This window comes from Bacillus sp. FJAT-27916 (assembly GCF_001183965.1).
Classification (GTDB): domain Bacteria; phylum Bacillota; class Bacilli; order Bacillales; family Pradoshiaceae; genus Pradoshia.
The window spans coordinates 3,807,574-3,827,203 of record NZ_LFZV01000001.1 but is presented as its reverse complement, the minus strand read 5'-3'; the positions used below and the strand labels follow the sequence as shown (position 1 = coordinate 3,827,203).

Below are 19,630 nucleotides of genomic sequence, written 5' to 3'. Positions count from 1 at the left end.
TTTTAATGCTAAGTAGATGGCCGGCTGTGTGCATATGGCATTCATTTTATAGCTTGATGATAGTAATAAACGGATTCACCTCCTCAACTCCCCAATCCTTGAAAATTTTTTATGGTCATTTGTGATGTTCGCTAGTCAAATGGATAAAAGGTGCTCTTCTTAAGAAGGCAGCGAAAGTTAGTCGGTTTGGATTGGCCAGATTTAGGAGAGGATAGGAGGGTACTTTTAAGCTGGAGGTAATCAAAATGATTAATAAAATTGGGAAAATAACCATTTATGTAGAGGATCAAGCTGCAGCGAAGAGATTCTGGACGGAGAAGATGGGGTTTGTGGTTAAATTTGAGCAGCAAATGGGACCGAATATGGCCTGGATTGAAGTGGGTCCGAGTGAGAGCGAGTTTACGACGTTTGTTCTTTATGATAAGAACGCGATGAAAAGGCAAAACCCATCTACGAATGTCGGGCATCCGTCCATTTTACTCAGTACGACTGATATTGAAAAAGCCTATGCGGAGATGAAAGAGAAGGGTGTAGAAGTCACAGAAATCATGAAAATGCCGTACGGATCGATGTTTACATTCAGAGATCCGGAGGGGAATAGCTATTTATTGCGGGAGGACAAGTAAGAACCAGTTCATGTGAGCTGGTTTTTTTGTATGGAAAAGCATAACCCTCCACTAAACCACCAGACTTTTATTCAATGCTATCATGGTGATAGAGTGCAGGAGGTTATGGCGATGAAAACCTATAGAACAGCAGAAGTGGCGAAAATCATCGGGATTCATCCTAATACGGTACGTTTATATGAGAAGTGGGGACTCTTGCCGAAGGTGGAACGAGAGGCGAATGGATACCGGGTGTTTACGGATTTCCATCTTTCACAAATCCGGCTTGCCAGGGTTGCGTTTCAGATTGAGGTCCTGCAGAATGGTTTGCGCAAAAGGGTTGTCCAAATTGTAAAGGAATCTGCACAAGGACATTTCGACCGTTCTATTGAGCTTACAAATGACTATTTAGTACAGCTTCGGAGGGAACGGAAGCAGTCGGAGGATGCCATTCAAGTCGTGAAGGAGCTGCTGGCTGGGTCTGCAGCAGCAAATACGAGGACATTTAAGAGAAAAGAGGTTTCCGAGCAACTGCATATTTCAATGGATTCCCTCAGGAATTGGGAGATGAATGGTCTTCTAGCGGTGAAGAGAAAGGAGAATGGGTATCGTGTTTATTCGGAAGAGGATATTAAGAGACTGAAAGTCATCCGTACGCTTCGCTGTGCGAATTATTCTCTTGAAGCCATCCTGCGTATGCTGCAGGAATTATCCTCAAATCCAGAGGCTGATATCAAGGAGGTCCTGAATACACCAAGGCCAGATACGGATATCATTGCTGTTTGTGATAAGCTGATTGAGTCGCTGGATGCAGCTGAAGGAAATGCTCTTCGCATGCAGGAGATGCTGAAAAAGATGAGAGAAAGATTCCGATAAACCCTCCACCTTAACACCGGTCTTTTGACTGGTGTTATTTTTACATAGGCAAAAGAAGAAGGAGGGAAAGAGATGGAGAGTGTCATTATCGTTGAGAAGCTATCTAAATCATATGGGAGTTGCGTTGCGGTGGATACAATCAGTTTCGCAGTGAAACGGGGCACAGTCTTCGGTCTGCTGGGGGCGAATGGAGCGGGAAAAAGCTCGATGATTGAATGTATAACAGGGACGAAAAAAACGGATGACGGCTCAGTATCTATCCTTGGGATGGACCCAGTCCGCAGTCGGAAGCAGCTTTTTGAACGGGTGGGTGTTCAGTTTCAGGAGACCGGCTATCAAGAGCAAATTAAAGTAAATGAGCTATGTGAAGAGATATCCTCCCTATACCAAGAACCAGCAGATTATCATGACCTGCTAAGTAAATTTGGGATTGCGGATAAAGGGTCAAGTTTTGTTAAGGAGCTATCTGGCGGCCAGCGTCAGCGTCTATTTATCGTCCTGGCATTGATCCCTGAGCCTGAGGTCGTTTTCTTGGATGAATTGACAACAGGATTGGATGCGAGGGCCCGGCGAGCTGTGTGGAAGATTCTTGCCAAACTGAAATCGAAAGGGTTGACGATTTTTCTAACCTCACATTTCATGGATGAGGTGGAGGTGCTGTGCGATCGCATTTGTATCTTAAAGAGCGGCAAATCCGTTTTTGAGGGAACGGTTGCGGAGGCGATTGAAGGCAGTCCATATGAGAAATTGGAGGATGCGTATCTTTGGTATACGGGAGAGGAGAAGGATGAGGATGAAGATGTTTCAGACCATGCTTAAAACTGAACTAAAGCTGTCTCTGCGGGGGATGGATATGTTCATTTTCGCTATTTGCGTGCCCTTGGTTGTCTTGATGATTCTTGGCATTATTTATGGGGACAAGCCAGCCTTTGATGGAGCGGGGTACACATTTCTTGAACAATCATTTGGCGGCCTTGTGACCATCGCCATCGCGGCTGGAGGCGTGATGGGGCTGCCGCTTGTCGTGTCAGATTATCGAAGCAAGGGAATCCTGAAGCGCTTCAAGGTGACACCGGTCAGTCCAGTGATGATCTTGATTGTGCAAGTCAGCATTTATACACTTTATGCGATTTTGTCCTTCATCTTACTATATGTCTGTGCGGTATTATTCTTCGATTTTCAGCTAACAGGTTCGGTTCTGTACTTTTTTGGCGGCTATTTGCTCGTCATCCTTTCGATGTTCAGCATTGGCATGATGGTCGGGGGAATTGCTCCTAATACGAAGATGGCGAGCGTGATGGCAAGTCTCTTATATTTCCCAATGCTGATTTTCTCAGGGGCTACCTTGCCATATGAAGTCATGCCAAAATCTTTGCAGAGGTTTGCGGACATTCTGCCGCTTACACAGGGGATTAAGCTTTTGAAGGCCGCCGTCATCGGGCTTCCGATTGAGAATGCGATGATGCCAATTGCTGTCATGGCAGTCATTTCGCTAGTTTGTATAGGTGTATCACTTATATTTTTTAAGTGGGAATAATCATCATGCATTCACGTTTGTTACAACCGCATTAAGTACCTGGAATAAAAGATTACCCTCCCTTCGCATACTAAGAAGAGCCGGCTATAGGAGGGAAACTTAATGAGAAGAAGTATTCGAACAGCCTGTCTTGGCATTTTTGTATGGGCTTTGTGCATGAATGGTGTACAAGCAGACGTACAGCTGACTCAAAATGAAAAAGCCTATTATGAAAATTACCAAAGTATATTGGGTGTCATGAAAAAGGAAATGGAGGAGGCGCCGGAAACAGGGAATCCTAGTCTTGATTTCATCTATGAGATGATTCCGCATCATGAAGCGGCGGTATCCATGTCTGAGAATGTCCTGACATATGGCCAAAATGACAAGGTCAAGCAGCTAGCTAAAAACATTATAAAAGAGCAATTGGCTGGTATTGAGAAAATGGAGGCACTGGAAAAGCAGCTAAAGTTGAATCCTAAGGTCAATAAGCTGGCCGAGAAATCCTATTTGAAAGCTTATCAGGGCATTTATCAAAAAATGATAACGGCTATGGAAGATGCTAAACCGACAGGAAATATCGATAAAGATTTTCTTGAAGAAATGATTCCCCATCACGAAGGCGCTATTAAGATGGGAGCTAATATCCTGAAATATACGCAAAATAAAGAACTTAAATCCATTGTGCAACATATTATCGTGACGCAGAAAAAACAAGCAAGAGAAATGAAGGCTCTTTTAAAATCGATTCAATAACTAGATGTAGATTTCACAAAACCACTTCTAGCCGAACAAATAGAAGTGGTTTTCTCTTGGAAGGATGTTGGCTGATCATATTTTTGGGGAATATGGCTCAAACCCATTTTCAAGTAATGAATCTTCCTTGTATAGTAAAGGATGATTGATATAACTACTGTACTTGCTTCGAGGAGGACCCGTTATGCTGAATGAACCCATCCGTATTAGATGTGGAATGATTATAGAGAAAGAGGATAAAATCCTGCTGCAAAGAAGTCCGGGTGTAAATCATTGGAGTTTACCTGGGGGGATGATGCAAATCGGTGAGAAATATGTAGATGCTGCTATCCGCGGGGTATTGGAGGAGACATCTTTAAAGGTGGAAGAGATGGAATTCTTTGGTATTCTATCAGGAAGAGATTGCTTCATTACGAATAAGTTCGGTGATCAGGCATTTCATTTGCAGGTTGTATTTATGGCCAAAGAATATACAGGGAAAGTTAAAATCATGGATGAATGCAACCGGGAGCATCGATTCTACAAGCGCACGACACTTCCGAGAAATCTCAACCCGCAGCAAAAATTGTTCATCAATAGCTGGAAAGAGAAGACACCATTACCGATTATTAATTAAATCGTAATCGTGGAGCAGGAGAATAAAATGGACCCAATCTTGAAAAAACAAGTAATGGGTCTATTTTCATTTTAGATGATATGAACCTACTAAAGGGAGGCCGCAAGTTGATTGATTACTGACCATATATTTAAATGTGGTGAGTAAGTAAGAGGATGTGGTCGGTTCTCATTAGGATATTTATTGCAAGAGTAAGCGGCAAAATGGATATGCTACTAGAAAAGTAAGAAAAGGTGGGGATATCTTGTGGATAATCTTCATACAGCATTGCTTATCATTGATTTGCAAATCGGTTCTTTCTCAATGGGAAAATCTATACATAAAAGTGAAGCATTATTACAGAACGTCCAATTCCTTATTTCAAGTGCCCGTATGGAGGGAATCCCCATCTTTTTTACAATACATAATGGTAAAAAGGGAACCCCTATCGAACAAGGAAAGTCGGGATGGAATCTACATCCAGACATTCAGCTATTGGAAGAAGACGTTATTATTGAAAAAGATTATCCTGATGCCTTTCAGCAAACAAATTTTCAGGAGGAACTTACTAAAAGAGGTGTCAAACGCATTATTATTGCAGGGATTCAATCGGAGGTATGTGTGGATGCCACTTGTCGGAGTGCAAGCAGCAAAGGATATGAAGTTATTCTTATAGAAGATGCTCACAGCACTTACGATACAACTATTTTGAAGGCACCTCAAATTATCAATCACCATAATCAAATTCAGTCACAATGGTTTGCTGTTATAAAGAAAGCAAAGGAAGCCTTTCCCTATAAGAGTAGATGAATAGTCTTGGTAGACGAATCATCTAGATAAAGCCGAGAGATTACCGTATTATCCAAAATAATTTATGCAGGGAAGAAGAGACACATTGGGAGTAGTGGCTTCAATAAAACATATGCTGATTAAATGTAAAGGGGGAACGTGCCAGTAATGACATGTTCCCCTTTTTCACTCTTACACCTTAACGTTCTCCTCATTAATGTGCTGAATGATTTCATCTAAGTCCTTGATCATGACATTTAGATCCTCTTGATGTCTCAAAGCCGCAAAGCGGAGGGAGGAGACAAACAGAGGATATAGATATGTATTGGTGACAATCTCCAAACACTCATATAGGTTTGAGGCATCCTCAGGCGCAATGACAGCGACCGTTGTGATTAAATAATCAAATTCATTATCGGTTGCATAATGGAGCTCAAAGATCTTATAGCCGGCATCAAGCTCTGCCTGTTCTGCTATTTTCTCCATTTCCTCCAGTAAGTAATCAATGTCTACGCTCAAGTACAGGGCTGCTTGTGGAAGGAAGTTGTATTCCGCAACAATGACCAAATAGTCCTCCCCATTCTCATCCTGCCATTTCGGATAGAGGAGCGGGAATACACCGGGAAAAGGGAAGTCAGTCATTTCCCCAAACTTAAAAACGGTATCCTTGAATTTCCTTCCATATGATATTAGATCCTCATAGCTGATTTCCTTCGCAAGCTCCTTGCTGATTGTATTCTCTTTCCCAACTTTTACGAATGGTTTCTTCAATATGCGGCCTCTCTTTCTATGGAAGTATGATCTTGCTCTTATCTCTTCATTATTCGGGAGTTTGGACGGATTCTCAATGACTATCTTTCTACAAATTACGACTTATTTTGTCTGTTTGTGTCTTAATTTGACGGTGAGCCATTATGCTTCATGAAACATGAGCAAAAAAACAACTGTCAAGATGGGGGAGATGATGAAGAGGATATTCAGAGTTTGTGTGATGCTGGTAAAGAGCGTTTTTTGAGCAGACGATTTATGAATGTAAAAGAAGGCGAAGAGGCCAAGAAAGACCGGGATTAATCCGATTATGCTGAAGCGGGGTGTCGGTTCAGCTAAAAGATGGGTGAGATAGAAGTAGACAAAAACGGCATTAATAAGGATGAGAAAGGATGAAAGCCATCTATTTTCCTTTACCATTAAAGAACAGCTCCTTTATAAATTTTATTTAGGATAGCTGAAAGATATGTTCTTCTAATGAAAAGTATACGCTCTTTTAAATGCAAAAAAAAAGGAAATCCTTTCGGTGAAAAATGAGGCTTGTACAAAACGAAATAAATATTCCTTAAAAACGAATGATTGTCACTTATTCTTCCTATTCAACAGCAGTTGGAAATACAAGTCCGTTCCATTCCGCGAAATGCACTCGCTTTCCTCTACTTCCCGCAGGAGTCGAGTGCATTTCGCTCCATTCCACTAGTCACTAATAGTAGAAAGTCACAATCAACTCGTGCATGGAAAATAACAAATAAAGACCCGAAGAATTAGACGATAGATTCATTCATTTATCGTCTAATCCTTCGGGTTTATCATTGGCTAAAATACTTATGTCCCAGCCTCACAGAGTATTTCGTTTTCACATGGCTCTGACTCGTTCTGTTTGTGGCCTGTCCGCTTTTTTTATATTGGACAAATAGCATCCAATTAAGACCGCTGACGTAACCATGACGGTTAGAAGGAGGTGAGGCATCATGACTCCCTTGAAAAGGAGGTTGTATAGAAATCCGCCCATGCTTCCGCCGAGGAGCGGACCGATGATGGGGATCCACGCATATGTCCATTGGGATGGTCCTTTGCCTGGTATCGGCAGGAGTGCATGGACGATGCGCGGCCCAAGATCGCGTGCCGGGTTCATGGCAGCTCCAGTTGTTCCGCCGACAGAGAGTCCGAGCGTGATAATCAGGAAGCCGACTGTCAGCGGGTAGAGTCCGTCTGTAAACTTATTCGCGCCGAGTGAGAGGACGCCGAACATTAGGACGAAGGTTGCGAGAATTTCGCTAATTAAGTTGGAGAAGGTGTGCTGAATGGCGGGGCTCGTCACAAATGAGCCGAGAATCACCGTTTGGTTCTTGGTTTCCTTCCAGTGAGGAAGATAGTGCAAATAGACGCCAGCCGCACCGATAATCATGCCAGCTAATTGTGCCACGATGTAAGCGGGAACTTGCTCCCACGGGAATGTTCCCGAGAAGGCAAAGACAAGTGTGAAGACGGGGTTCAAATGAGCACCGCTTATATGCTGAACCGAGAATATGGCCAAAGCGACAGCTAAGCCCCAGGCAATCTGAATGGCGAGCCAACCCATATTATATGAAAAAGATTTCTTTAAATTGGCGCCTGCACATACGCTGCCGCCAATGAACAGCAGGATGGCTGAACCGATGACTTCTCCCCAAAAGGCCTCCATGATGCATCTCCTTCTTTCTACTGTTAATCATCTAATATCATTGGAAATTGTATAGATCCCCATTTCCTTGTACGAAGAACTGGCTTTGTTCATAATTATAGGTCACCTTCGAGAAATCGAAGGGCTGCCCGTTCGTTAAGTAAAAGATGCTTTCCGTACTAAGCTTAGGTGAACCAGTCGGCAGCCCTAAATAGCCGGCCTCCTCCTCAGTTAGCTTTCCAATATTCATGAACATATCTGAGAAGCCAATCTTGAGTCCGAGGGCTTCCTTGATATAGTTGAAAATCGATTCAGTGGCTATTTCATTATTTAAGTAGGGAACAATCGATTTATTATAGTAGGATTCCTCAAAGCATAAGGTTTGCCCATTAATGTAACGAATACGCGTAACATGATAAACCTCCGCGCCAATCTCCATATTCAGGTTTTTGGCGATTTCCTCGGTTGCTTTACGGATATCGAGCTGCAAGACCTTTGAGGTGATCTGGTAGTCCTCAAGATCCTTCTTGAAACCTTGGTCTGATAAAAGACTGATATAGCCCTTCCTTTTATTTCGTCGGACATAAATGCCGCTGCCCCTAACTTGAAAGACAGCCCCCTTCTTTTCTAATAAATCAAGGGATTTCATGATGGTGCTTTTGCTGACGCCAAATTGAGCCATCAATGTTTCAAGTACAGGCAATTTGTCTCCTTGCTGAAGATTATTGCTCTCAATATATTTCTCTATTTTTAACGCGATTTGCTGATATTTTAACATGATTATTTCCCCGCTTATTCTTTTGTTTTTTTATTCTATATTATATCACGATTCGAGAAAAATAATTCAACAATAAAAATATTATTTGTGTATTGATAAATTATTACGTACTAATTATAATGTGAATATACAAACAAATGAAAGCGATAACATAGAGGAGGGTACAAATTGTCAGGTAAAGTTAGAGATTACAGCAAATTAGCTAAGGATATTTTGGAGGCTGTCGGGGGCGAAGGCAATGTCATCAGTGCTGCTCGATGTGCAACAAGATTAAGGCTCGTACTCAAGAAAACAACGGATGAAATGAAGCAGAAAGTGGCAGCGATGCCTGGGGTTATCACAGTCGTGGAAAAGGGCGGCCAGTTCCAGGTTGTCATCGGCCAGCATGTGGGAACCGTATTCGAGCATTTCTCTGAATTAGTCAATCTAGAATCATCAGATGAAGAGAACGGAAATAAGGGAACGGTACTGAATCGGGTCATCGCGACGATGTCCGCTGTATTTGCCCCATTTATTTACATATTAGCTGCAGCAGGTATTCTGCAAGGAACGTTAATTTTATTGAAGCTAGCTTTTCCGGCATTTGAGTCGACAGGCACATTCCAAGTATTTGATTTCATCTCTTGGGCGCCGTTCACCTTCTTGCCAATTTTCATAGCAATAACAGCAGCTAGACATTTTAAGACAAATCTGTATATAGCTATTGCTTGTACTGCTGCATTAGTCAGTCCAACATGGGCGTCTATGGCTGCTCAAATTGCCGCAGGAGAGAATATCACATTTATGGGTTTAGCTTTATCTGAAACAACGTATACATCATCTGTGCTGCCGCCGCTTTTCTTAGTGTGGATGTTATCTTATGTTGAACGTTTCTTAAATAAACGTATGAACGATGTTATTAAGCCATTATTTGTTCCATTTTTATGCATGGTTATCATGGTCCCGCTCGCACTTCTAGTTATTGGGCCAATCACAACAATGGGAGCGAACGGAATTGCGATCGGCTACAACTACTTGGCTGAGAATGCTCCTGCCTTAGCTGGTTTGATTATCGGTGGATTCTGGCAAGTGATTGTTATCTTTGGAGTTCACTGGGGTGTCACGCCAATGGTATTGGCGAACTTCGATATGTATGGCATGGATTCCTTCCAGGCTTATCAAACGATTGCGGTTATTGCCCAAGTCGGAGCCGTATTAGGTGTTGTATTGAAGGCGAAAAGCATAGAAACGAAGAAGGTTGGGATCTCTGCTGGTGTAACAGGCCTGTTCGGTATCACTGAACCAGCAATCTATGGTGTAACCTTGAAATTCAAAAAACCATTCATTTTCGGTTGTATCTCGGGTGCGATTGGTGCGATTGCAGCGAGCTTCTTCAATCCATACTATTTCGCTTATGCAGGTCTTCCTGGACCGCTTACGATCGTTAACGGTATCAGCCCGGATTATCCAATGTCTGTATGGGGGATTTTAGTGGGTGTTGCAATTGCAATTGTCCTTCCGATTGCGTTGATTCAAGTATTTGGTTTTGGTGAAGAAGAACAGGAAGTAACAGAAACAACAACTGACGCGGAAGCAAAAGAAGTATCCCGTCCAGCAGGCGTGCATGAAACAGTTGGAGCACCTGTTAGTGGAAAGGTCATCCCGCTTGCGGAAGTGCCAGATCCGGTATTCAGTTCTGGAGCGATGGGTCATGGGGTTGCAATTGAACCAACAGAAAATAAATTATATGCGCCATTTGACGGTAAAGTGGTGATGGTTGCACCTTCTAAACACGCGATTGGCATGCAATCAGATACAGGCATCGAGCTGCTCGTTCATATCGGTTTGGAAACGGTTGGATTGAATGGAGAGCCATTCGATTTGAAGGTGAAAGAAGGAGACCGGATCAGCAGAGGTGATTTGCTAGTCGAATTCGATAAGGATTTGATTGTTAACAAAGGCTTGCAAACGATTACACCAGTTATTGTGACTAATTCACATATTTATCAAGATATTGTTGTAGAAGATATCCAAGAAAGTAAATTAAATGATAAATTATTCACGCTAGTAGGTTGAGGAGGAACGATCAATGACAACATTACCAAAAGATTTCCTATGGGGCGGCGCTTTGGCCGCCCACCAATTCGAAGGAGGCTGGAATGCAGGCGGAAAAGGACCAAGCGTCGTTGACGTCATGACAGCTGGTGCTCATGGGGTAGCACGAAAGATTACGGACAAGATTGAAGAAGGCGAGTTCTACCCGAACCATGAAGCGATTGACTTCTATCACCACTACAAAGAGGATATTGCGCTATTTGCGGAAATGGGACTTAAATGCCTGCGCACTTCCATTGGCTGGAGCCGTATTTTCCCAAAAGGGGATGAAGCTGAGCCAAATGAAGAAGGCTTGAAATTCTATGATGATGTATTCGATGAATTATTGAAGCATGGAATTGAACCGGTTATCACCTTATCTCACTTTGAAATGCCGCTTCACCTCGCACGTGAATACGGCGGTTTCCGCAATAGAAAAGTCGTCGATTTCTTTGCGAAATTTGCAGAGGTTTGTTTTGATCGTTACAAAGACAAAGTGAAATACTGGATGACATTCAATGAAATCAATAACCAAATGGATGTGAACAATCCGATTTTCCTTTGGACAAATTCCGGCGTTCTTGTCGGTGAAGGTGAAAATGCGAAAGAAGTTATGTACCAAACAGCCCATAATGAATTGGTGGCAAGTGCGCTTGCTGTCGCAAAAGGAAAAGAAATTAATCCTGATTTCCAAATCGGAGCGATGGTTTCCCATGTGCCAATCTACCCGTACTCATGCAACCCGGAAGATATCATGCACGCTGAAGAGGAAATGCGCCAGCGCTACTTCTTCCCGGATGTACAAGTACGCGGATATTATCCTAGCTATGCGCTCAAAGAGTTTGAACGTGAAGGCTATAAGATTCAAATGGAAGAGGGCGACGATGAAATCCTGCGTAAAGGTACAGTCGATTACCTTGGCTTCAGCTACTACATGTCCACAACTGTTAAGAGCGATGTGAAGAATGATAATACAGGTGATATCGTAAACGGAGGCCTTGCGAGCGGTGTGGAAAACCCGTATATCAAGGCAAGCGATTGGGGATGGGCAATCGACCCGACAGGACTCAGATATACCTTGAACCGCTTCTACGATCGTTACCAAATACCGCTTTTCATCGTAGAAAACGGCTTTGGAGCAATTGATACACTTGAGGCAGACGGCTCTATCCATGATCCGGAGAGAATCCAATATTTAAAATCACATATTGAGTCTCTTGAGAAAGCAGTCAATTATGATGGTGTAGACCTTATCGGCTATACACCATGGGGCATCATTGATATCGTTTCCTTTACAACAGGCGAAATGAAAAAGCGCTACGGTATGATTTACGTAGACCGTGACAACGAAGGAAAAGGCTCCATGAAGCGTTACAAAAAGGATTCCTTCAACTGGTATAAAAAAGTCATCGAAACAAATGGCGAAGAACTGTAAATAGAGGAATGGAAGACCCGGAGCAGATTAACTGTCCGGGTTTTTTCAATATGTCCCGCATGGATTAGCTAAGGGGTGGGAAAAGCCAGGCAAAGCCCACCCTTTACGGGGCTGTAGGGTGGTCAATAGGTACTTCTAAAGCACAGCATTATCCACCGTAATAATGATTGCGCTTACGCCAAAATTGAACATCACAAAACTAGTTTGCCTCTATTGACTCTCCCCTAGGGTTAGACTTTATAGTTGATTATAGCAGTTCGAAAAAGAGGAGAGAAAACATGCAGAAAAAGAACTATACATTAGCTCTTTTATTAATGAACTTATTTATTGCCTTTTTAGGCATTGGTCTCGTCATTCCAGTTACGCCGACCATTATGAATGAGCTGAACCTATCGGGCTCCGTAGTGGGCTATATGGTTGCAGCTTTTGCGGTTATGCAGCTGATTGTGTCACCGATTGCAGGGAAGTGGGCTGATGTTTTTGGCCGGAAGCGGATGATTGTCATTGGGCTTTTGATTTTTAGCTTTTCAGAATTGCTTTTCGGGCTAGGGCAGCATGTAAGTGCCCTATTCTTATCCAGGATTCTTGGAGGGATTAGTGCATCCTTTATCATGCCGGCCATCACGGCCTACATTGCGGATATCACCACATTGAGATCACGCCCGAAAGCATTAGGATATATGTCAGCAGCCATTTCAACAGGCTTTATTATCGGACCGGGAATCGGGGGCTTTTTAGCTGAGATTGGTACACGGGTGCCATTTTTCTTTGCAGCAGGATTTGCTCTTTTAGCGGCGATTCTATCGATTATTACGCTTAAGGAGCCTGAACGAAATCCAGAGAATATAGAACTACCTGCAACTGGGAAACATAAAGGATGGAGACGGGTTTTTGTCCCAATCTATTTCATCGCATTCATGATTATTTTGATCTCATCCTTTGGCTTGGCCGCATTTGAATCCTTGTTCTCCTTATTTGCCGATCATAAATTTGGCTTTACCCCAAAGGATATTGCCATTATGATCACAGGAGGAGCCTTGATTGGGGCTGTCTTCCAGGTGGGGCTTTTTGACCGCCTGACAAGATGGTTCGGGGAGATTCGTTTGATTCGCTACAGCTTGGTACTCTCCACTATCCTGGTTTATGTACTGACAATTGTTGAATCCTACTCCATGATCCTACTAGTTACTTGGACGGTATTCATCGGGTTTGATTTAATGCGTCCGGCATTAACGACGTATTTATCGAAGATTGCTGGAAGTGAGCAGGGCTTTGTTGGCGGTATGAACTCCATGTTCACCAGCATCGGGAATGTATTCGGACCAATCATCGGCGGAATCCTTTTCGATGTTGACTTGAACTATCCATTCTATTTCGCCATTATAGTCTTAGCAATCGGGATTGGTATGACGCTGGCATGGAAGATGCCAGACAGTGCGAAAACAAAAGAAGCCGTTCATTCATGAAAAGTACATGCATAAGGGGAAGAGCTCCTCATATGCATGTACTTTTTCTATTATAATAAGGGAAAGGATGTGATTTTATTTGAAGGAAACATTGTATACAATTGGGGAAATGGCAAAGCTGGCGAATGTCTCCATTAAAGCACTTCGCTATTATGATAAGATTGACCTCTTAAAGCCCATTCATGTCGACCCCAACACTAATTACCGCTATTATAAGGATTCGCAGCTATCCCAGTTGGATCTGATTAAATCCTTGAAATATATTGGAACACCGCTTGAAGAAATGAAAAGGGCTCAAGAGATGAATCCTTGGCTTTTACTTGAGTTCATTTCCGACCAGGAAAAGCTGATTCAAAAGAAGCTCGATGATCTCTTGAAGATCCAGCAGAATATCGCTATTGTGAAGAAACGTATGCAAAGGCATCTTCAAACACCTGCCCTTGGGGAAGTGTTCGTATGGGAGGAAGAGGAAACAACTATTATCTGCGCTGCTGCAAAGGATTTGAAGCCGAATGATATCTCGAATGCCTCCTATAGTCAGCTGAAGAAGACAGTAGAGCCAATCAGCGGATTTTTAAACACGGGATTTGGGGCTGTGTTTCCGTATAAGAATTATACGGATATCGAGAGTATTTATTATGAAAGCATCTTCGCGCCGGTGCTGAATAATCAGATGAATATTCCCTTGCAGCCTGGAATGGAGATAGCGAAGATAGAGGCAGGTACATATGTGTATATTGCGGATGTGTATACCCCGGAGAAATATATGCGCAATTATCAGAAGCTGATGGAATTTGTCGAAACAAATGAGCTGATAGTCATTGGTGATGTTTATGAAATCTTCGGGGCGATGCATTATTCACCGAACCATCAAGAGGAATTTATTATTGAACTAAAGGTACGGGTTGCGAAATCGGAATAAGAGGGTAGTCTCATGAAGGTATATAAGCTGCGGAGGCCATTTAAAGGATATCGAAGAGGGGCCGAATTTTACTTGATCGCTCAGTCTGAATTTATTGGGGTGAAAGAATTCACTCTGCGAACAAAGGATTTGACCAAGACGATAACGGTGAATGAGCGTGAATTTCTAAATTTTTTTACCTATATTAGACCAAAGTGAAAACCACCTGGCCAAGATCAGTCGCCAGGTGGTTTCTTTTTATCCTTTGTATTCTACGCCTAAGCCTGTTGCAATCGCCATAGCCAAGTCGCTGTCTGCTTCCCCGAAGTTGTGTAGAACGCGATCTAGGATGTCCATACGTTTTTCTTTTACTGGCGTTAAATCATGCACCAGGTTCTTGATTAGGGCTTCTTTTGTCTCAGGGCTGTAGGAGCGGTAGATGCGTCCTGCCTGAGCAAATGGACAAGTCTTTTCAATTGCATGGCGCAAGGTTTCGCTGCCGGCTAAAGGTTGAGGAGCCTCTGCATATTCTTTTTGTTCCTTCGGAGTATCCTTATTGCTGTTCGGTTCAAAGTTAATAGGCTCTGTTTGCTGTCTATATGGCATTTCACTGTCACGCTGATTGTTGCTGACAGGAACATGCGGTGCATTGATTGGCAAGTGCAAGTAGTTTGGTCCGATACGGTGACGTTGGGAGTCAGAGTAGGCGAATAAACGACCTTGCAAGAGCTTATCCTCAGAAGGCAGCATGCCTGGCACAAGTACCCCAGGGTTAAAGCCGACGGATTCGGTTTCAGCAAATACGTTTTCGACATTTTTATTTAAGGTCATTTCCCCGAATTTCACAAATGGGAAATCCTCTTCAGGCCAGTCCTTTGTGGCATCCAACGGGAAGTAATCATAATTGTCGATGTCCTTTGGTTCAAGGAATTGTGCATATACATCCCATACTGGATATTCCCCGTTATCAATAGCGGTATAAATATCACGGGTTGCATGGTTAAAGTCATGAGCCTGGATTCGTTCTGCATCCTCTATGCTTAGGTTGATGATTCCTTGTCTAGGGACAAAGCGGATTTTCACATAGGTTGTCTTGCCTTCAGCGTTAATCCATTTATAGGCATGGACACTTGAACCTCTCATAGTTCGATAAGAGGCTGGAATACCCTCATCTGTGAACAGATGAATCAGCATATTAGTTGCTTCAGGAGTCAAAGACATGAAGTCCCAATAACGCACGGGATCCTGTATATTGGTCCGAGGGTCAGGTTTTAAGGAATGAATGACATCCGGGAACTTAATAGCATCTCGAATGAAGAATACCGGCAAGTTGTTTCCGACGAAGTCATAGTTCCCTTCCTCCGTATAGAACTTGACTGCAAATCCCCTTGGGTCACGCAGGGTCTCAGGGGAGTGAAGTCCATGGATTACGGTTGAGAAACGGGCGAACACGGGAGTTTCCTGGCCAACATTTTGCAAGAAATGCGCACTCGTATAGTGCTTCATGCTATTTGTCACGGTAAAGACGCCGTGTGCACCGAATCCGCGTGCATGGACAACGCGTTCAGGAACACGTTCACGGTTGAAGTGGGCTAATTTCTCCACTAGTTGATAGTCCTCCAAAAGGATGGGACCATTGGCTCCCGCTGTACGTGAATTCTGGTTATCCGCAATCGGGGCACCTTGGTTCGTTGTTAATTTCTTTTTACTCATGCTGCTGAACCTCCTCCTTTTATAGTTCATTAGTCCTATTCCCGAAATGATTGTGAAAATAAACACAATGTTGACGAAAAAATAAAAGGGGGGATTTTCAAAGAAAAAACGCTGCAAATGAAATTTGACAGCGTTTTCCTTCCTTATTATATACCCTTTAAAAAATACCAAACCATATTCGTGAAGTTGGCAACCTGCATCTCTAGCGGTGTCTGTGAAAAGGCAAGCTGCAATGGCTTGAGCAAAGGCTGAATGACACATTTTCGAATGCGCTCCTGCTTGAGCTCTGACACGATGGCAGAGAAGAGATCCTGCTGTTCCTCCGTGAATCCGTCCTGCTTCTCGAGATAAGCAGCTGTCTCTAATATCGACTTAAGTGTCATATCCCTCCGGTCAATATTGCTTCTGAGGAAGTGGAGGGAGGATTGGTTAATTAATGATTTATCTCCATCAATCATGCTTGGGTAGATCAGCTCGATATAGGAGAGAAGGACATCAACGATTCGCTCAACGGAGTGGGGCATATGAGAGATTCGCACGGTAAACATGACGTATTGCATCATACCGAAGAACAAGACGGCACATTCCAGTGCATATTCGCGGATGTCTTCTCCGTATAAATCAACAAAGCGGTGAGAAAGCCACTCCATTTCATGGAAGCGGTGGTGCAGGACCAGCTTCTTGTGCTCGGGCTCATTGGAGCTCATGATGGCCTCAAACACGGCATGTAAATTTCTTTCCTCATTCAGCTTCATTAGGATAGAGATTTGCTCAATGAAGATTTGCCGGTCATTCGGGTCCCTGCCCATCTGCATCTCCATGCGCAGCTGGCTTGCGTCATAACGCAGTCCCTCGAGAATCTCTGCAATACAATCATTTTTCGATGAGAAGTAATTGTAGAAGGTTCCTTTAGATATATTGGCTAATTCAATAATTTCTTGTATGGATGTTTGTTGAATCCCTTTTTCAACAAATAATTTTAAAGCGACGTCTGCAACATGTCTTTTTCGTTTATTCATAGGCCCTCCGATAGTCAATCTATGGTTTAATTATAAAATTCTTCTTCTTTAATCTCAATAATTTGAACCATAAGTACAATATACTTGATGTTTTTGAACGACTTGTATAAAATCATCTAGTATATAAATTTCAAAAAAGAAGAAGAGGGACCAGATATATGAATACAGCTTTGCAATCAAAGAAACCTCCATATATGATGATTGTGATTTTATTTGTTGGTGCTTTCGTTTCGTTTTTAAATAACTCTTTATTAAATGTTGCACTGCCATCCATTATGGTGGACTTGAAGATAGATAATTACTCTACCGTTCAATGGCTGGCAACAGGGTATATGCTTGTGAGCGGGGTATTAATTCCTGCCTCAGCCTTCTTAATTACCCGGTTTTCTAACCGCAGCCTTTTCATCACATCGATGTTAATCTTTACACTCGGCACAGCGATGGCCGCCTTTGCACCGAACTTTGCCGTTCTATTGTCAGGGCGGATGGTTCAAGCGGCCGGTGCATCTGTCATGGGGCCGCTCCTCATGAATGTTATGCTGATCAGCTTCCCTCGGGAAAAACGCGGTACAGCGATGGGAATCTTCGGCCTTGTTATGATTACGGCGCCAGCAATTGGCCCGACATTATCCGGATATATCGTTGAATACTTTGACTGGCGCATTCTCTTTATGATGATCTTGCCTCTTGCCGTATTGAGCTTATTATTGTCTGTTTGGAAGCTTGAGAATGTGATGGAAACGGATAAGACAGCTACGATTGATTATTTATCCGTTGTCCTATCCACCCTTGGATTTGGCGGACTATTATACGGAGTTAGCTCCGCAAGCTCTGACGGATGGACAGACCCAGTGATTTTAACCACTTTAATCGTAGGCGGTATTGCTTTAATCGCCTTTATCGTTCGCCAATTGAAGATGGAGAAGCCTTTATTGGATTTACGTGCCTATAAATACCCGATGTTCGCCTTGGCCTCTGTTATCGCCATCGTGAATGCAGTCGCCATGTTCTCAGGCATGATTTTAACGCCTGCCTATGTCCAAAATGTCCGCGGCATATCACCGCTCGATTCTGGCTTGATGATGCTCCCGGGAGCAATCGTTATGGGGATTATGTCTCCTATCACTGGTAAACTATTCGATAAATTCGGTCCGCGTGTCCTCGCATTGACTGGTCTTGTGATAACGGGAATATCCACCTATCTGTTATCCGAGCTGCAGATTGATTCATCGTACCCATACATCATTTTAATCTATACCTTGCGCATGTTCGGGATGTCTATGGTTATGATGCCAATAATCACAAATGGCCTAAACCAATTACCTACACGCTTGAACCCGCACGGAACAGCAATTAACAATACAGCCCAACAAGTATCCGGTTCAATCGGAACAGCTGTACTTGTCACCATTATGAACTCTGTGACGAAAACAGAAGCTGAAAGCATGATGACGGGAATCGATCCGACCACTGTCACCGAACAATCGATGGCATTGCTCGGCCAGCAAGCCCTTCTTTCCGGCATTCAATACTCATTCCTTGTCACATTAGGAATCAATATTGTTGCCATCGTTCTTGCTCTATTCCTAAAACGAGTTGATGTAAGCAGCCGTGAGGCCATCAGCAAAATTGAAGAAGCTGGGAAGGAAAAAGTCAGCTAATAAATAGATTCAGAGCTATCTCTGCATGTGAGATGGCTCTTTTTTGCGGATATAAATAAGCATAATGAAAGGGTAAGAGGGGAGTTTCAAGATGTATGAGATATTCCGCCTCCTGAGTATACCGCCAATCAAAATAGGCGTAATTAGGGTGGTTTTTAAGGTTTTTATTTGAAAACCACTCAAAATATGTTCAAAAAACCTTTCAGTTTGTCTATTTTGAAGATGGGAGCGTTCAGTGGTGTTGATTCTTATAGGAGATTTACAGAATTCCGAGTTTTAAGGGCGAACACAACCTGTTTTAGGGCAAAAACGTAGGTCTTATGGGCGGAAGTCCAGTGTTTAAGGGCGAAACGATCCCCTTTAAGGGCGAACGGCCGGATTTAAGGGCGATAATAATTGGGCATGGGCGACGCTGGTGTGATAAGGGCGATATTTTTCAAGTAAGGGCGGACACTTAAAGTTTAGGGAGAAACATAGTTCAAAGGAAGCTTACTTGGATGATTCGCCCACTGCTACAAGGAGCTGGTAAAATGGAAATAAGCGGAAGGGCATTTGCCAGAATGACAGTTAACTTGTAAAACTTGTTCGTTTTGGTTGCTTGAGTATGTGGGTGTACAAGAATGAACTATTAACCAGAAGTCGTGATAATTTGAACAGCAGCTATAACCCCATCTAAATTTGGAAGGGGTTACTTCAACATGCAGCTAATCAAAGGGCTTATTTATAGTCTAACTTTAACTTCAGTGCCGTCTTGAGCTTTGATGTCTACTAGCAAGAGCCCTTTATTCTTTTTTAGTTCCTTAACGATGGATTTTAGAATTTTTTTATCGATTGATGGCAAGGCAAAATTCGAGTGCGCCTTTTTTCTATCAAGGCTTGGCTCTGTCCATTTGTTAATCTTTTTCTGTAAGAATGTTGAAGACGCGATTGAGATAACGAGATTAAAGACCACATAGGGAATGGGAATAGAAAACTTGATGTCTTTCGTTTTCACTTTTACATGTATCATAAGCGAA

20 protein-coding genes are annotated in these 19,630 nt (G+C 42.9%); 13 read left to right on the top strand and 7 right to left on the bottom strand.

Annotated elements, in window-relative coordinates; all coding sequences use genetic code 11:
• Window positions 1–245 precede the first annotated feature (245 nt).
• The 7 genes from AC622_RS18655 (at window position 246) to AC622_RS18625 (ending at window position 5,158) form a co-directional block, all read left to right on the top strand.
• A complete protein-coding gene (locus tag AC622_RS18655) occupies window positions 246–626 on the top strand; it encodes a VOC family protein (protein ID WP_049672418.1) in 381 nt (126 codons plus the stop codon).
• A 111-nt stretch (window positions 627–737) separates the two neighbouring features.
• Window positions 738–1,481, top strand: coding sequence for a MerR family transcriptional regulator (locus tag AC622_RS18650; protein WP_049672417.1), 744 nt, complete (start codon window positions 738–740; stop codon window positions 1,479–1,481).
• A gap of 72 nt (window positions 1,482–1,553) precedes the next feature.
• On the top strand, window positions 1,554–2,300 hold the full coding sequence (locus AC622_RS18645) for an ABC transporter ATP-binding protein (RefSeq protein ID WP_049672416.1): 747 nt from the start codon (window positions 1,554–1,556) through the stop codon (window positions 2,298–2,300).
• Complete coding sequence (locus tag AC622_RS18640; protein ID WP_049672415.1) at window positions 2,275–3,018, top strand: ABC transporter permease; 744 nt, start codon at window positions 2,275–2,277, stop codon at window positions 3,016–3,018. The genes AC622_RS18645 and AC622_RS18640 overlap by 26 nt, the downstream gene beginning before the upstream one ends.
• Before the next feature lie 102 nt (window positions 3,019–3,120).
• Window positions 3,121–3,753: a DUF305 domain-containing protein gene (locus AC622_RS18635; RefSeq protein ID WP_049672414.1), complete on the top strand. Its 633-nt coding sequence runs from the start codon at window positions 3,121–3,123 to the stop codon at window positions 3,751–3,753.
• A 184-nt stretch (window positions 3,754–3,937) separates the two neighbouring features.
• Entirely contained in the window at window positions 3,938–4,369 is a 432-nt protein-coding gene (locus AC622_RS18630; protein ID WP_049672413.1) for an NUDIX domain-containing protein, read from the top strand.
• Window positions 4,370–4,615: 246 nt separating this feature from the next.
• Window positions 4,616–5,158, top strand: coding sequence for a cysteine hydrolase family protein (locus tag AC622_RS18625; protein ID WP_156185667.1), 543 nt, complete (start codon window positions 4,616–4,618; stop codon window positions 5,156–5,158).
• 171 nt (window positions 5,159–5,329) lie between these two features.
• Here AC622_RS18625 and AC622_RS18620 read toward each other — a convergent pair whose 3' ends face one another.
• The 4 genes from AC622_RS18620 to AC622_RS18605 all read right to left on the bottom strand — a co-directional run bounded on the left by AC622_RS18620 (window position 5,330) and on the right by AC622_RS18605 (window position 8,346).
• Window positions 5,330–5,908, bottom strand: coding sequence for a hypothetical protein (locus tag AC622_RS18620; protein ID WP_049672412.1), 579 nt, complete (start codon window positions 5,906–5,908; stop codon window positions 5,330–5,332).
• A gap of 141 nt (window positions 5,909–6,049) precedes the next feature.
• The gene (locus AC622_RS18615) at window positions 6,050–6,325 is read right to left on the bottom strand and encodes a hypothetical protein (protein ID WP_049672411.1); all 276 of its coding nucleotides are present in this window, start codon (window positions 6,323–6,325) and stop codon (window positions 6,050–6,052) included.
• Window positions 6,326–6,761: 436 nt separating this feature from the next.
• Window positions 6,762–7,589, bottom strand: a complete 828-nt coding sequence (locus tag AC622_RS18610) for an MIP/aquaporin family protein (RefSeq protein ID WP_049672410.1) — start codon at window positions 7,587–7,589, stop codon at window positions 6,762–6,764.
• Between the two features lie 37 nt (window positions 7,590–7,626).
• A complete protein-coding gene (locus tag AC622_RS18605) occupies window positions 7,627–8,346 on the bottom strand; it encodes a GntR family transcriptional regulator (RefSeq protein ID WP_049672409.1) in 720 nt (239 codons plus the stop codon).
• A gap of 168 nt (window positions 8,347–8,514) precedes the next feature.
• Between AC622_RS18605 and AC622_RS18600 the strand changes: the two genes are divergently transcribed.
• The 5 genes from AC622_RS18600 (at window position 8,515) to AC622_RS18580 (ending at window position 14,440) form a co-directional block, all read left to right on the top strand.
• The gene (locus AC622_RS18600; protein WP_049672408.1) at window positions 8,515–10,401 is read left to right on the top strand and encodes a beta-glucoside-specific PTS transporter subunit IIABC; all 1,887 of its coding nucleotides are present in this window, start codon (window positions 8,515–8,517) and stop codon (window positions 10,399–10,401) included.
• Window positions 10,402–10,414: 13 nt separating this feature from the next.
• The gene (bglA, locus tag AC622_RS18595; RefSeq protein WP_049672407.1) at window positions 10,415–11,854 is read left to right on the top strand and encodes a 6-phospho-beta-glucosidase BglA; all 1,440 of its coding nucleotides are present in this window, start codon (window positions 10,415–10,417) and stop codon (window positions 11,852–11,854) included.
• Between the two features lie 278 nt (window positions 11,855–12,132).
• Window positions 12,133–13,320, top strand: a complete 1,188-nt coding sequence (locus AC622_RS18590; protein ID WP_049672406.1) for an MFS transporter — start codon at window positions 12,133–12,135, stop codon at window positions 13,318–13,320.
• Between the two features lie 79 nt (window positions 13,321–13,399).
• On the top strand, window positions 13,400–14,242 hold the full coding sequence (locus AC622_RS18585; RefSeq protein ID WP_049672405.1) for a MerR family transcriptional regulator: 843 nt from the start codon (window positions 13,400–13,402) through the stop codon (window positions 14,240–14,242).
• Between the two features lie 12 nt (window positions 14,243–14,254).
• Window positions 14,255–14,440, top strand: a complete 186-nt coding sequence (locus AC622_RS18580; RefSeq protein ID WP_049672404.1) for a hypothetical protein — start codon at window positions 14,255–14,257, stop codon at window positions 14,438–14,440.
• Window positions 14,441–14,479: 39 nt separating this feature from the next.
• Here the strand turns inward: AC622_RS18580 and AC622_RS18575 are convergent, their stop codons facing one another.
• Entirely contained in the window at window positions 14,480–15,934 is a 1,455-nt protein-coding gene (locus tag AC622_RS18575; protein WP_049672403.1) for a catalase, read from the bottom strand.
• A gap of 146 nt (window positions 15,935–16,080) precedes the next feature.
• Complete coding sequence (locus AC622_RS18570) at window positions 16,081–16,953, bottom strand: TetR/AcrR family transcriptional regulator (RefSeq protein WP_049672402.1); 873 nt, start codon at window positions 16,951–16,953, stop codon at window positions 16,081–16,083.
• Window positions 16,954–17,111: 158 nt separating this feature from the next.
• Here AC622_RS18570 and AC622_RS18565 point away from each other — a divergent pair, with 158 nt between their 5' ends.
• Window positions 17,112–18,614: a DHA2 family efflux MFS transporter permease subunit gene (locus AC622_RS18565; protein WP_049672401.1), complete on the top strand. Its 1,503-nt coding sequence runs from the start codon at window positions 17,112–17,114 to the stop codon at window positions 18,612–18,614.
• A 721-nt stretch (window positions 18,615–19,335) separates the two neighbouring features.
• Here the strand turns inward: AC622_RS18565 and AC622_RS18560 are convergent.
• Entirely contained in the window at window positions 19,336–19,623 is a 288-nt protein-coding gene (locus tag AC622_RS18560; RefSeq protein ID WP_049672400.1) for a hypothetical protein, read from the bottom strand.
• Between the last annotated feature and the right edge of the window lie 7 nt (window positions 19,624–19,630).